Source organism: Streptomyces sp. MST-110588 (assembly GCF_022695595.1).
GTDB lineage: Bacteria > Actinomycetota > Actinomycetes > Streptomycetales > Streptomycetaceae > Streptomyces.
Map to the genome: position 1 here is coordinate 7,247,527 of NZ_CP074380.1, position 14,015 is coordinate 7,261,541.

A 14,015-nucleotide genomic window follows, 5' to 3' on the forward strand; every position below is an offset into this window, starting at 1 on the left:
CTGGGCGTCCTGTCCTACGAGAAGAAGGACGCCTGACGCTACTCGGCCCCCTGCCCGGTTCCAGGGGTGGTTTCGGGCGGATTCATGGATCTGTAGGAGGAGTGTCGGGTGGGGCGTACGAGGCGCGTCGGGCCTGCGTCGGGCGCCCGTGCGGGCCGTTCAGACGGGGGCCGGGGCCAGGCGGTGGGGGACAGGACGCCCAGCACGTACGCCTTGGCCACCAGGGCGGTGCGGCCCTGCACCCGCCAGCGGCGGGCGAGCCGGCCGAGGTGATAATTGACGCCGTCGGTGGTCATGCCCAGCGACTTGCCGATGGCCGCCGTGGTCGTGCCGGCCGCGGCCAGGGCCAGGATGCGGGCCTCCACGGGGCTGGCCAGGCCCCGGGCGGACGGCTGCGGGACCTCCTCTCCCGCGCGCAGCACGGCGAGCAGGGCGGGCGGGGTGACGGAGGGGTCGCCGACCGGATCGACCGTCAGCTCACCCGTACGCTCGGCCCCGTCCGTGCCCGCCCGCCAGCGGACCTCGACGGGGTAGCGGGACCTGCGGCCCAGCCGCAGCGCCTCGGTCAGCCGCTCGAACTGGGCGATCGCCGTGGGACGGAAGAGGTCCAGGAGGTTACGGCCGCGCAGTTGGCCCGGGGCGGTGCCCCACTCCGCCGCCATGGCCGGGTTGGCAACGAGCACCACGCCGTCGGCCCGGCACACCGCCGTGGGCAGCGGTATCCGGTCCAGGAGAATGAGGAAGTAGTTGCGCCAGGGACCGGCTTCGTACGGGGCGGCCGGGTTGCCGGCGTCGTCGGTGGTTCCCTGGTCCATTGCTCCTTCTCCGGTCCGTCCGCAAGGGTGCTCGGCGAAAAATCACTGCACAATCATGCAGTTGCCCGGCGCGGGCCCGTACACCGGGCCGGTCACGCTGGAGGAATGACCGACACGATCCCGTTCCACGCCGACGAGCGCGCCGGCGACCGCCCCGCCGCCACGGCCTCACGGACCGGCGCGACCGCTGCCACCGCCGCGACCGCCGTGTCCGCCGAGGTCGTCGAGGACACCGGGGACGGCGGCATGCCGGTGGTCGACATCTCGGCGACCGGCCCGACCGCCACCCCGCTCCAGCAGGCCATGGAGATCACCCGCCGGCACGGCCCCGTCTTCCGGCGGGTGCTGCACGGCCGCTCCTCGGTCATGGTCTCCTCCCTGGAGCTGGTGACGGAGCTGGCCGACGAGGAGCGCTTCGCCAAGGGCATCGCGCCCGCGCTGGAGAACGTCCGGGAGTTCGCCGGTGACGGACTGTTCACCGCGTACAACGAGGAGCCGAACTGGGCCCGGGCGCACGACATCCTCATGCCCGCCTTCGCGCTGGGCTCGATGCGTACGTACCACCCGGCGATGCTGAAGGTGGCCCGCCGGGTCATCGCGAGCTGGGACCGGCGGGCCGCCGACGGCACCCCCGTCGACGTCCCCGAGGACATGACACGGATGACGCTGGACACGATCGGTCTGGCCGGTTTCGGCTTCGACTTCGAGTCCTTCAGCCGCGACACCCCCCATCCCTTCGTGGACGCCATGGTGCGCTGCCTGGAGTGGAGCATGACCCGACTGGCCCGCACCCCCGGCGTGGACCACTCCGAGCGGGACGAGGCGTTCCGGGCGGACGCCGACTACCTCGCCTCCGTCGTGGACGAGGTCATCGCCGCCCGGCAGGGCAGTAGCGGAACGGGCCCCGACGGCCGTACGGCCCCGGCCGAGGACCTGCTCGGCCTGATGCTGGACGCCCCGCACCCCGAGGACGGCGAGAAGCTGGACGCGGCCAACATCCGCAACCAGGTCATCACCTTCCTGATCGCCGGCCACGAGACGACCTCCGGCGCCCTGTCCTTCGCCCTGTACCACCTGCTCAAGGACCCGGTCGCGCTGCGGATGGCGCAGCGCGAGGCCGACGAGCTGTGGGGCGACGAGCCCGACCCCGACCCCTCCTTCGAGGACATCGGACGGCTGCCCTTCACCCGCCAGGTGCTCAACGAGGCGCTGCGCCTGTGGCCCACCGCCGCGGCCTTCAGCCGCCAGGCCCGCCACGACACGCTCCTCGGCGGCCGGTACCCGCTGCGCGCGGGCGAGCTGGTCACCGTTCTGACGCCGATGCTGCACCGCGACCCCGCCTGGGGCGACAACCCCGAGCTGTTCGACCCGGCGCGGTTCGCCCCCGAGGCGGAGGCGGCCCGCTCCCCGCACGCGTACAAGCCCTTCGGAACGGGGGAACGCGCCTGCATCGGGCGGCAGTTCGCGCTGCACGAGGCGACGATGCTGCTGGCGATGCTGGTGCACCGCTACCGGCTGATCGACCACGCCGACTACCGGCTGCGCGTCAAGGAGACCCTCACCCTCAAGCCGGACGGCTTCACCCTCACCCTGGCCGCCCGCACCCCTGAGGACCGGGCGGCGGCACGTGCCGCGCTGGCTGTGCTCCCCGGCGGCGGCGACAAGGCCCCGCAGGACACCGCGCGGGACGGCGAGCTGCCCAGCCGCGCCCGGCAGGGCACCGGCCTGCTGCTCCTGCACGGCACCAACTACGGCACCTGCCGGGAGTTCGCCGAGCGGCTGGCCGAGGAGGCCGGTGAGCTGGGCTTCACCGCCGAGGTGGCGCCGCTGGACGCCGCGGCCGGCGCGCTGCCCGCCGACCGCCCCGTCGTCCTGGTCGCCGCCTCCTACAACGGGCAGCCGACCGACGACGCGGCCGGATTCGTGCGCTGGATCCAGGGCGCGCAGGAAGGGACCGCGGCAGGCGTCGCGTACGCGGTGCTGGGCGTCGGCGACCGCAACTGGGCCGCCACCTACCAGCGCGTGCCGACCCTGCTCGACGACCGGCTCGCCGCCCTGGGCGGGGAGCGGCTGCTGCCGCGCGCCGAGGCCGACGCCTCGGGCGATCTGTCCGGGACCGTACGAAAGTTCACCGCCCACCTGCGGACCGCCCTGCTCGCCCGGTACGGCGACCCCGCGAGCACCGGCGCGAGTGGTACGGAGCCCGCCGGGCCCGCGCAGGAGACGTACAGCGTCACCGAGATCACCGGCGGGCCGCTGGACGCGCTCGCCGCCCGGCACGGCCTGACGCCCATGACCGTCACCGAGGCATACGACCTCACCGCCCCCGGTCACCCGCGCACCAAGCGCTTCCTGCGCCTGGCCCTGCCCGACGGCGTGACCTACCGCACCGCCGACCACCTCGCGGTGCTGCCCGTCAACGCCCCGGCGGCCGTCGAGCGGGCCGCCCGGGTACTGGGCGTGGACCTCGATGCCGTACTGGCGCTGCGCGCCCACCGCCCCGGCCGCGACACCCTGCCCGTCGACCGGCCGCTGACCGTACGGGAACTCCTGGCCCACCACCTGGAGCTGGGGGCGCGCCCGACACCCGCACAGGCCGCGCTGCTGGCCGCGCACAACCCCTGCCCGCCCGAGCGCGCGGCCCTGGAGAACCTCGCCGAGGACGACCCGCGGACCGTCCTGGACCTCATCGAGGAGCACCCGGCGCTGCGCGGGGCGCTGCCCTGGACGGCCGTGCTGGACCTGCTGCCGCCGATGCGCGTCCGGCACTACTCCGTGTCCTCCTCGCCCGCCGCCGACCCCCGGCACGCCGACCTGATGGTCTCCCTGCTGCCCGGCGGCACCGGCTCGGGCCATCTGCACGCGCTGCGGCCCGGGGACACGGTCCTGGCCCGCGTCCAGCCCTGCCGTGAGGCGTTCCGTATCGACCCCGCCGACCCGACCCCGGTGATCATGGTCGCGGCCGGCACCGGACTGGCGCCCTTCCGCGGCGCGGTCGCCGACCGCGTCGCCGCCGGCCGGCCCGCCCCCGCGCTGCTCTTCTTCGGCTGCGACGCGCCCGACGCGGACTATCTGCACGCGGCGGAGCTGAAGGCCGCCGAGGCGGCGGGCGCGGTGGGGCTGCGGCCGGCCTTCAGCGTCCGTCCCGAGGAGGGCCGCCGCTACGTCCAGCACCGGATCGCCGCCGCGGCCGACGAGGTGTGGCCGCTGCTCCAGGCCGGGGCGCGGGTGTACGTGTGCGGGGACGGCAGCCGGATGGCGCCGGGCGTACGGGAGGCGTTCCAGGAGCTGTACGCCGCACGGACCGGCGCCTCGCGGGAAGAGGCGCGGTCCTGGCTGGACGGGCTGACCGCGGCGGGCCGCTACGTGGAGGACGTCTACGCGGCCGGCTGACCGCCTCCGGCCGGCCGGCCGGTCGTCCCGGCCGCGCCGGCCACCCCGGTCCGGCTGCCTGGTACGTACGTGTACGCGGCGGCCGGACCGGCCCGGGAGCGGGTGCCCGGCCCGCTCCCCAGGACCGGGACGCCGGCCTCGCACACCCCTGGGCTCCCGTCCGCCGCGCGGGTTGCGCCCGCGTCCCGCCGCTGCCGCGCGAGGTCTGGCTCCCCTCGCCCTACGGCGTCAAGGTGGACGGGTGCGGCCCCGCGGCCGTGCCCGTCCACCTCGTCCGGAGGGCCGGGAGGTCCGACAGGGGGGAGCGTCATGACCCACGCCCTGATCATCGGAGGCGGCATCGCCGGCGCGGTGACCGCGATGGCCTTGCGCAAGGCGGGGATCGACTCGGAGATCTTCGAGGCGTACCCCACCGGCGCGGACGACGTCGGGGCCTTCCTCGTCGTCTTCGCCAACGGCCTGGAGGCGCTGCGGGTGATCGACGCGCAGCGGCCGGTCGTGGAGCACTCCTTCCCCGCCGAGCGGGTGGAGTTCTTCAACAGCGCCGGCAAGCGGCTCGGCGAACGCCCCATCGCGGGCAGCGGAGGCGGGGGAGAAGGCGAAGGGGACGACGGACGGCGGGGGACGAGCGGCACCGGTCCCCGTACGCTGCGCCGCGCCACCCTCTACCGGGTCCTGCACGACCAGGCCCGCGACCGCGGCATCCCCCTGCACCACGGCAAGCGGCTGATCGCCGCCGAGACCGTCGGCACCGGCCGGGTCGTGGCCTCCTTCGCCGACGGCGGCCGTGCCGAGGGCGACGTCCTGATCGGCGCGGACGGCATCCACTCGGTGACCCGCAAGCTCATCGACCCGGCCGCGCCGCGCCCCCGCTACACCGGGCAGAACACCGTCTGCGGCTACACCCGGGACGCCAAGACCCTGCCCGCGGCCCGCACCTACACCATGATCTACGGCAGGCGTGCCTTCTTCGGGTGCACCCTCGCCCCGGACGGCGAGGTGTGGTGGTTCGCCAACGCGCCCGGCCGCGAACTGTCCCGGGCGGAATTGGCCGCCGTCGCCCCCGACCAGTGGCGCCACCGTGTCGCCGCCCTCTTCGAGGAGGACCACACCCCGGCCGCCGCCGTCGTCCGCTCCACCGGCGAGGCGATCACCGGCTCCAACGCCTACGACATCGCCTCCACACCGAACTGGTCCACCGACACCATGGTCATCATCGGGGACGCCGCGCACGCCGCCGCCCCCAACGCCGCCCAGGGCGCCTCGATGGCGATCGAGGACGGCATCGTGCTGGCCAAGTGCCTGCGCGACCACCCCCGCGCGCGGGACGCCTTCGCAGCGTATGAGGAGCTGCGCCGCGAGCGGGTGGAGCGGGTTGTGGCGGCCAGCGCGGAGATGGTCCGGCACGCGGCGCCCGGACCCGTGCGCCGGGTCGTCAGGGACGCCGTACTGCCGCGCCGCATCGAGCGCCGGGAAGCCGGCGCCGGAGCCGACGACTGGCTGACCGGGTACCGCATCGAGTGGTGAACCGGGTACCGCATCCAACGCGTCCCATGTCCAGCGCATCCCATGGTGCACCGGCCGGGCGCCGGACCGGTGCGGGCGCGCCCGGAATCCGGGCTGTTCGGCCGGCAATCCGGGCTATTCGTCGGGCGCCGTACGCTCCCGCGTCCCCGGAAGGTGGACGACCACCAGCGCCACCCCCGCCAGGAGGAAGTTGCGGGCGGCGGCCTCCAGGCCGTTCCAGCTCTTGGACTGCCACATCGCGAACCACTCGCCGCCCACCGCGATGAAGCCCGCGCCGAAGAGCAGCAGCACCATCAGCAGCCCGGCGGTGGCCGCCCGCCGGGCTCGGGCGAAGCCGCCGCGGCGCCGCAGTCCCCCTGCCCACAGCGCGGTCGCCGCGATCAGGACGAGCGCGGCGGCCGTCTCCCAGAGGATGATCAGGACGTACGCGATGTCCTGGACCACGGGTGACTCGATGGCCCGCCACATCAGGTCCGGGTCCTTGAACGTGGTGTCCATCGCCAGGACGTGCCGTACGAACTCCCGGTTGGTACCGAAGTCGGTGATGTTGCCGAAGGCGACCAGCGTCATGTAGAGCGCGAGCGTCGCGGTGAGCACGGCCGCCGCGAGCGGCAGCGCCACAAGGGACGTCGCGGCCGGTGTCCGTGGTCTTCGCGGTGTCCGTACCGGTGCGAAACGATACTTCCGGGTCATGCCGCCTCCCCTGTGGTCCGGGACAACTCACGGTAGAGGCAGGGAAGTTGCGGCGGAAGGGCGTGCTTCCGGCGGCCCCGGCGAAGGATGACGCCGCCGACGGTCCCCGGAGCGGGACCCGCGCGGGGTACGGCGTCAGCCGGTGCGGGCGGCCAGCGCCACCAAGGAGGTACGCGGCGGTACCACGCACACGTCACCCGTCTTGAGGGTGGCGGCGGGGGCGGGCGCGCCGTCCGGTGCCGTGGTGTCCACGACGACCTCGTAGACCGCGCCCGCCCGGCCCGGCACCACGAAGCTTGCAGGCCCGGTGTCCGCGTTGAGCAGGGCCAGCAGGTCCGCGTCCGGCACGGCGCTCCCGTCCCCCGCCAGCAGCATCCCCAGGAACCGGTGCGCCGGATCCTGCCAGCGGGCCGGTGTCATGACCCGGCCGTCCCGGTCGTACCAGGCGACGTCCGGAGGGGAACCTGCGCCGGTGAGGAAAGTGGTGCGCCGGAGCACCGGGTGGTCGCGCTGCAGCGCCACCACGCGGCGCACGAAAGCGGTCAACGGGGTCGGCGCGGACCAGTCGTACCAGCTCAAAGGGTTGTCCTGGCAGTACGCGTTGTTGTTGCCTCCCTGGGTGCGCCCCAGTTCGTCGCCCCCCTGGAGCATGGTGCAGCCCTGGGAGATCAGCAGGGTCAGCAGCAGGTTGCGGCGCTGCCGTTCGCGGACCGCGGTGACGGCGGGGTCGGTGGTGGGGCCCTCGACCCCGTAGTTGGCGCTGCGGTTGTCCTCCGTGCCGTCGCGGTTGTTCTCGCCGTTGGCCTCGTTGTGCTTGCGCGCGTAGGTGACCAGGTCGGTCAGGGTCATGCCGTCGTGACAGGTGACGAAGTTGACCGAGGCGTCCGGGCCGCGGCGCCCGGGCGCGTACAGGTCCGAGGAGCCGGCCAGCCGGCTGGCGAGGTCGCCGGTGGCCGCCGCGCCGCGCCAGAAATCGCGCACCGTGTCGCGGTAGCGGTCGTTCCACTCGTTCCAGCCCGCCGGGAAGCGGCCGGCCTGGTAGCTGTCGGGCGCGCCCACGTCCCACGGCTCGGCGATCAGCTTGACGCGGTTGAGCACCGGGTCCTGGTAGAGCAGGTCGAAGAAGGCGGAGAGCCGGTCGACGTAACCGTACTGCCGGGCGAGGGAGGCGGCGAGGTCGAAGCGGAAGCCGTCGACGTGCATCTCGGTGACCCAGTAGCGCAGCGAGTCCATGATCAGGCGCAGTACTTCCGGGCGGCCCGCGTTGAGGGTGTTGCGGGTGCCGGTGGTGTCCACGTAGCGGGACGGGTCGGCGGGGTCCAGCCGGTAGTAGATCTCGTTGGCCAGACCGCGCAGCGACAGCGCCGGATCGTCCGGCGGGCCCTCGGCGGTGTGGTTGTAGACGACGTCCAGGACGACTTCGATGCCCGCCGCGTGCAGTGCGCGGACCATCTCCTTGAAGCCGGTGAGCTGCCCGCCGTCGTGACCGGACGCACTGTAGGCGGCGTGCGGGGCGAAGAAGCCGATGGTGGAGTAGCCCCAGTAGTTGACCAGCCCGCGGTCCAGCAGGAACTGCTCGGACAGGAACTGGTGCACCGGCATCAGCTCGACCGTCGTTACGCCCAGTTCGCTCAAGTGGCGCAGCACCGCCGGGTGCGCCACCCCCGCGTAGGTGCCCCTGATCTCCGGCGGCACCTCGGGATGGGCGGCGGTCAGCCCCTTGACGTGCGTCTCGTACAGGACGGTGCGGGACCACGGGTGGCGCGGCGGGCTGTCCGTCCCCCAGTCGAAGGCGGTGTCGGCGACGAGGCTGACCAGCGACCGTTCCCCCAGCGGCTTCATCACCTTGGCGTACGGGTCCAGCAGCACCACGGACGGATCGAAGCGCAGGCCGCGCCGGGGCTCGTTCGGGCCGTGGGCGCGGTAGCCGTAGGCCAGACCCGGCCGCGCGTCAGGGACGTGGGCGTGCCAGATGTCGCAGTCCACGGACATCGGCACCCGCCGCTCACCCCCTCGCCGAACAGGCACAGTTCGACCGCGCCGCCGTACGCGCCGGCCGAGGAGTGGACGGCGAAGGAGGTGCCCCGGCCGTCCCAGTGGGCGCCGAGCCGGTAGGGGTCGCCGGGCAGGCTCGCGGGAGTCGTCATCAGTCGTCACCGCCGGGTCCGTGGTATCCGCCGAGTCAGTCGTCACCGTCAGGATCAGTCGTAACCGCCGAACATGAAGAGGGAGGCGCGCTGGTCGGCCGGGTTCATCAGCCCGTGCAGATTGCCGCCCTTGAGGAACGCCAGGTGCCCGGCCGGCAGCCGGCGGATCTCGAAGGAGCGCACGCGGGTCCCGGAGTCGGCCCAGTCACCGATCACCATCAGCCCGTCGCCCTCCAGCATCAAGAAGACCTCCTGGTTGTCGCGGTGGCGGTGCAGGCCGATGCCGCAGGCCGGGTCCAGGACGTGCAGGTCCATGTAGTTCACGGCGAAGAACGGCTCGCCGTCACCGCTGGAGTGCCCCTTGTTCCCGTACGCGTCCAGGTTGTACGGCTCCAGGGCGCGCCGCAGTTCGCCGCTGCCCGCCCAGCGCCCGTAGTCGCTGAAGAGCGTGCGGTACTCCAGGAACCCGACGCCGCCGTGCGGATTGCCGCTCGTACCGACGCTGAGGTAGTTCTCCCAGCCGCGCAGCCGCATCTCGAAGCCCAGGCGCACCGAGCCCGACGGCGGATCGGCCGAGCCCGCGCCGTCCGGGCTCGCCGTCCAGCGCAGGTCGATGTAGCAGGGCAGGACGGGGTGCAGGGCGTGCCGGGGCGAGATCTGCCGCAGGTCCTGGTCGCTCATCCGGTCGCGGGCGAAGTCCTGGGCGAGTCCGGTGACGATGTCCGGGCGCGGCTGGAGCAGCCCGCTGTCCAGGGCGGCCCTGCCGCGCTCGCCCAGCAGGTCGCGCAGCCCGTCACCGACCCGGCCCCACAACTCGACGGTGTAGAAGTCGGTTTCCTCGTCGTAGGGGACCCGGACCGGCAGCGGCGTACTGCCCTGTACGGAGACCACACACCCGATCGCGTCCCCGAGCTGTCCCGCCTCCCGCCACAGCGCGGAGTCCGGGCCGCCGCGGTAGGACAACTGGAGGAAGGGGCCGCGCCAGTCGCCGACCGAGGCCCAGCCGCGTACCGCCCGGGTGTCGCCGAGCCGGAAGTCGCGCACGTTCTGCTTCTGGAAGTCGGTCTTGTCGTCCTGGTGCTCCGGGTCGAGCTGATCCTGGTTCGGGGCGGCGGGCCCGTACAGCTCCAGGGAGCGCAGCGGGAAGAGGTACTGGAGGGAGGCGGGGTCATACAGTTCGCGCTCGGCGGCCGTACGGGAACGCTCGACCAGGCCCAGCAGCTTCAGCAGGGGGTTGTCCGCCGCGTAGTCCGGTGGTTTGCCGGGGTCGACGCGGAAGACCGAGTCGGTGTGCACGATCTTGGGCATCGCTGGACCGCCTCAGATGGTGGGTGTCGGTGGGTGTCAGGTCGTGTGGTACAGGAACGCGACGAACTTCAGGGGCGCGTCGTTCGGGTTGCGGATGCCGTGCACCCCGCCGCTCTTGGTGTAGATGACGCTGCCCGGCTTGACCGGCAGCTCACGGCACTTGACCGGCCCGACACCGAAGACCGGCCGCTCCACCAGCGGATAGTTCGCGGTGGTCGGGTCGTCCCCGTCGCTCATGTACGCGATGCCGGTGCCCGAGACGACGTAGTACAGCTCCTCGGAGCCGATGTGCCGGTGGGTGCCCTCCACCGCGCCCGGCGGGACCGTCACCTCGTGGAAGAAGACCAGGTCGCTGCCGAGCTCCCGCTGGAAGAGCCAGCGCATCTGGACGATGTTGTCCTCCCGGCGCTCCGGGTTGCCCTCGTCGCTCATGGCGTTGCGGTAGTTGACGGGCGCCAGCGCCGAGGCGTCGGGGATGAAGAAGCCGCGCTGGAAGTCCAGCAGGTAGTTGCTGTCGGCGACGGTGTTCTGCGGTGAGCTGGGTTCCGGCGTACGCGGTTCCTGGTGCGAGCGCAGATAGGCGTTGTCCCACTGCGGGTTGCCCAGCTTCTGCCCCGTCGGGTAAAGGACGCCGTCCTCGCGGAAGGCCATCGCCACCTCGGTCACCGACCCCAGCAGCGGGGAGAGCTGCGGCACCCGCGTGATCGGCGCGTCCCGCCCCATCAGGGGCAGCACACGGTGGTCGTGGGTGGTGCCGTCCGGCGGCTCCAGGGTCTGCCAGATCTCGGCCGCGTACGCGCCGATCACCGGGTCCCAGTGCAGGGTGACGATCGCCTCGGCGGACTGCGCCGGGTCCTCCCCGGTGACCTTCAGCCACGCCTTCGTACGGGGCCCCAGCCGCCGCCCGAACTCCCGCGCCTGCTCCACCAGCCGGATGCCGGAGTACTCGATGCGCAGCATGGGGCAGAGCTTGCTGCCGGCCAGGAAGACGTCGCCCTTGATGGCGGTGCCGTCCGCGGAGCCGCGTACCTCCGAGACGTAGTAGCGGTAGCGGGAGGAGCGGGTGGCGTTGAGGTAGCGGGCATGGTAGATGCGGTCGGGGTAGAAGACGACGCGGAAGATCTCGTTCTCGGGGTGGGTGTAGATCTGGTCGAAACGGCTGTCCATGTCACGGCCTCCTGGGCGGCGTCCTCACGGCTTCTGGAGCCGGCCGAGCAGCACGTCGCCGACGCGGAAGGAATTGGCCTCGATGGTCAGCGTCGGGTTGGCGCTGCCGGAGGTCGGCATGAACGCGCCGTCGGTGACGTAGAGATTGTCGAAGTTCCAGGCCCGGCAGTCCGGGTCCAGGACGGAGTCGCCCGGCTGCGACCCGAACCGGGCGCCGCCCAGGACGTGGTTGGCGATCCGTACCACCGAGCCTCCGACCGACCCCGAGCTGACGTCGCGCACGTCCCCGCCGTGCACCAGGATCTGCCGGCACTGCTCGGCGAGGGTGTCCATCAGGGCCCGGTCGTGCGGGTGCCAGGTCTTGATGATGTACGCGACCGGGCGGCCCCACTTGTCCTTGACGGTGGGGTGCAGCTCGATGCGGTTGGAACGCTGCGGCACCTGGTTGGCCATGAACGCAACCGACAGCCGGCGGCCGAAACTGTCCTCCAGGTAGTCCTCGAAGCCGTCGCCCACCAGGCCGGTGTCGTAGAGGTAGCCCTTCCACATGTTGTCCATGTCCATGGCGTGCCAGGTGCGGGCCAGGGAGATGGGCAGCGCGCCGTCGGAGGTGTTGTTGTAGATCACCCCGCCCGCCCACAGGCCCTGCGCGCGGAACCACTCCGGGCGCGCGCAGTGGTCGGTGGCCCAGTCCGAGTCCAGCGTCTTGGACTTGTCCGCGCGGGTGGGCACGATGCACTGCGCCCCGCCGAAGCAGTGCGTCAGGAAGTAACTCCCCAGCAGGCCGCCCGCGTTGATCCGCTGGTCGAAGGCCGCGTCCAGCGCGGCGGACAGCTTCAGCAGCCGCACCGACTCGATCGCCGAGCACGCCACGACCACGGTGCCCGCGGCGATCGTACGGGCCCGGCCGCCCGGGTCCCGGTAGTGCACCCGGGTCACCCGCGGGCCGTCCGCCTCCAGATGCGTCACGGTGCAGTTGGCCCGCAGGTCCAGCCCGCCCGTCCCGTCGGTGAGCAGCGGAGCCAGCAGCGAGACCCAGGTGTTTGACTTCAGCCCCAGCGGGTCGCCGTAGCGGTTGACGAACGCCGTCTTGATGCTGTCGGTGTCGGCGGGGACCGTACGGCCGCTGGGGGCGTGGTCGCGGGTGATCACGGCCAGCGGGGTGCGGTAGCGGCGCATGCCCAGCGCGTCCATGCCGGCCGCCGCGTACGCGCTGATGGCGTTGGGCTCCAGCGGCGGCTGGTAGTGGTCCTCGGAGGGCACCTTCGCCTGCCCCTCCCAGGTCCCGTTGATGCCGACCAGGCGCTCGGCCCGGCTGTAGTACGGCTCCAGCACGGCGTACTCCAGCGGCCAGTCGCGGGCCTCACGGCGCACCTCGCCGCCCGGGTCGTCACGCAGGTCCGTACGCGAGGCGTTGAGGGTGGCCAGCCGCAGGTCCTCCGGTGTGAAGCGGGGCGAGACCCCGCCGTACAACTGGGTGCCGCCGCCCACCACCTGGGCGGTGTAGCCCTCGATGGTGACCCGGTCCTGTCCGTCGCTGTCGCGGTAGACGTGCGGCTCGTCGTTCAGGTCCGGCTCGACATGACTGGAGTAGTACGGCTCACCGGTGTTGGCCACGCCCTGGACGGTGATCCGCTTCTCCGAGCCGGTGGCGAAGGACTCGTCGCGCTTGAAGTCCGAGAGCCCCGTGGGACTCTGCGCCTGGGTGCGCAGCAGCGGGCCCTTCTCCAGCATCACCACGCGGTGGCCGGCCTTGACGAGCGTGTGGGTGAGCGGTGCGCCGCCCGCGCCGCTGCCGATGACGACGATCGGGGCACTCTCCTCGGAGGCCATCTCTCCCCCTCAGCCGCGGTAGTCGGTGTTGTGGCCCAGCGGCGACTCCAGCGCCCGCCGCCAGTCGAAGAGGGTGCGGTCCCCGGCGTCCCTGAAGCGGCTCTCCAGGTACATCCAGCCCGCCGCCCCGGAATTCCCGCCGTACTTGGGGTGGACGAACGCGCCGGTCATCGCGTGCCGCCTCAGCAGCAACAGGAAGAAACGCGGGCTTCCGTAACGGGAGTAGTCCCAGCCGTCGACCTTTTCGGTCTCCATCTGCGCGTAAAGATCCGCGTACATTTCGGGGGGCGCGGACGCCGGGTCGAGACTGCCGAAGCGGTACCGCAGTATTTCCCCGATGATTTTGAGGCAGATGTGGTAGTCGTCGGCGTTGTGCTGTTCCTGGCGGGCCACGAGCTTGTCGATGTAGTTGACCGTGCCGACCTCGTCGTCCAGTTGATAGGCGAGCGGGAATTCCTCCTCGCGGCTCGCCCGGTCCAAGGACTCGTACACGCCGCGCAGGAACCGCCGGTTCTCCTCCAGCCGGAACGGCAGCAGATGGCGCACCAGCCGGCCCAGCAGATCACGCTCGGCCCGGCTGAAGGTCAGCGGTACCGCGCAGCCGTCGGTGAAGAAGCGGGACCAGGTCTCGCCGTTGTCCAGGACGGTGCGCTGCGGATTGACGGGGTCCAGGCCGAAGGTGCCGTCCACCGCGAACTTGTAGGTGTGCACCTGCCCCTTGGGCACGCGCACGGTCGCGGCGTAGAAACCGGTCGGCTCCCCCGCGAAGACCAGCGGGCGCAGCGGCACGGGGGAGTGCAGCGGGCCGAAGGTGCCCAGCACGGACACCGAGGAGGGGGTCCGCCGCCGCCCGTCGTGGACGAACGTCACGTCGTTGTACGGATAGGAACTCGCGGCCGACACCCCGTCCCAGTGGGCGTCGACCACCGGGAACCGCCAGGCCTCGCAGATTGCCGCGCGGGCGTCCCCGGGCGGGTACTGGCCGAAGTCGTGACGCGGGTCGGCGCTGTCCCGGGCGAGATATTTCGTGCAGTGATTCAGAACGTACTGATCGTCTTTCTCGATGACCTCGATCTTCACCGCGGCACCCCCGAGAGGTCTGGAGTGCCATTGAAAGTATTGCGGCGACCGG

At 72.3% G+C, this 14,015-nt stretch carries 8 protein-coding genes and 1 pseudogene; 2 read left to right on the forward strand and 7 right to left on the reverse strand.

Features of this window, described 5'->3' with window-relative positions:
* Positions 1-38: 38 nt before the first annotated feature.
* Positions 39-815, reverse strand: coding sequence for a PAS domain-containing protein (locus tag KGS77_RS31640; RefSeq protein ID WP_347404552.1), 777 nt, complete (start codon positions 813-815; stop codon positions 39-41).
* 246 nt (positions 816-1,061) lie between these two features.
* On the opposite strand from KGS77_RS31640, the gene KGS77_RS31645 reads away from it, so the two are divergent.
* Both KGS77_RS31645 and KGS77_RS31650 read left to right on the forward strand, forming a co-directional pair.
* Entirely contained in the window at positions 1,062-4,208 is a 3,147-nt protein-coding gene (locus tag KGS77_RS31645; protein ID WP_242587806.1) for a cytochrome P450, read from the forward strand.
* 309 nt (positions 4,209-4,517) lie between these two features.
* Positions 4,518-5,735: an FAD-dependent monooxygenase gene (locus KGS77_RS31650; protein WP_242586596.1), complete on the forward strand. Its 1,218-nt coding sequence runs from the start codon at positions 4,518-4,520 to the stop codon at positions 5,733-5,735.
* Positions 5,736-5,849: 114 nt separating this feature from the next.
* Here the strand turns inward: KGS77_RS31650 and KGS77_RS31655 are convergent, their stop codons facing one another.
* The 6 genes and pseudogenes from KGS77_RS31655 to KGS77_RS31680 all read right to left on the reverse strand — a co-directional run bounded on the left by KGS77_RS31655 (position 5,850) and on the right by KGS77_RS31680 (position 13,963).
* Positions 5,850-6,428, reverse strand: coding sequence for a DUF2165 domain-containing protein (locus KGS77_RS31655; protein ID WP_242586598.1), 579 nt, complete (start codon positions 6,426-6,428; stop codon positions 5,850-5,852).
* A 135-nt stretch (positions 6,429-6,563) separates the two neighbouring features.
* A pseudogene (glgX, locus tag KGS77_RS31660) lies at positions 6,564-8,575 on the reverse strand (glycogen debranching protein GlgX).
* A 54-nt stretch (positions 8,576-8,629) separates the two neighbouring features.
* A complete protein-coding gene (locus KGS77_RS31665) occupies positions 8,630-9,883 on the reverse strand; it encodes a hypothetical protein (RefSeq protein WP_242586600.1) in 1,254 nt (417 codons plus the stop codon).
* Positions 9,884-9,919: 36 nt separating this feature from the next.
* Positions 9,920-11,050: a cupin domain-containing protein gene (locus KGS77_RS31670; RefSeq protein ID WP_242586602.1), complete on the reverse strand. Its 1,131-nt coding sequence runs from the start codon at positions 11,048-11,050 to the stop codon at positions 9,920-9,922.
* Positions 11,051-11,074: 24 nt separating this feature from the next.
* Entirely contained in the window at positions 11,075-12,883 is a 1,809-nt protein-coding gene (locus KGS77_RS31675; protein ID WP_242586604.1) for a GMC family oxidoreductase, read from the reverse strand.
* A gap of 9 nt (positions 12,884-12,892) precedes the next feature.
* Positions 12,893-13,963: a gluconate 2-dehydrogenase subunit 3 family protein gene (locus KGS77_RS31680; protein ID WP_242586606.1), complete on the reverse strand. Its 1,071-nt coding sequence runs from the start codon at positions 13,961-13,963 to the stop codon at positions 12,893-12,895.
* Positions 13,964-14,015: the final 52 nt, after the last annotated feature.

Excerpts from the sequence above, each read along its gene's own strand:
- KGS77_RS31640 (WP_347404552.1), bottom strand. The coding sequence starts at position 815 with ATGGACCAGGGAACCACCGACGACGCCGGCAACCCGGCCGCCCCGTAC.
- KGS77_RS31655 (WP_242586598.1), bottom strand. The coding sequence starts at position 6,428 with ATGACCCGGAAGTATCGTTTCGCACCGGTACGGACACCGCGAAGACCA.
- KGS77_RS31670 (WP_242586602.1), bottom strand. The coding sequence starts at position 11,050 with ATGGACAGCCGTTTCGACCAGATCTACACCCACCCCGAGAACGAGATC.
- KGS77_RS31645 (WP_242587806.1), top strand. The coding sequence starts at position 1,062 with ATGCCGGTGGTCGACATCTCGGCGACCGGCCCGACCGCCACCCCGCTC.
- KGS77_RS31650 (WP_242586596.1), top strand. The coding sequence starts at position 4,518 with ATGACCCACGCCCTGATCATCGGAGGCGGCATCGCCGGCGCGGTGACC.
- KGS77_RS31665 (WP_242586600.1), bottom strand. The coding sequence starts at position 9,883 with ATGCCCAAGATCGTGCACACCGACTCGGTCTTCCGCGTCGACCCCGGC.
- KGS77_RS31675 (WP_242586604.1), bottom strand. The coding sequence starts at position 12,883 with ATGGCCTCCGAGGAGAGTGCCCCGATCGTCGTCATCGGCAGCGGCGCG.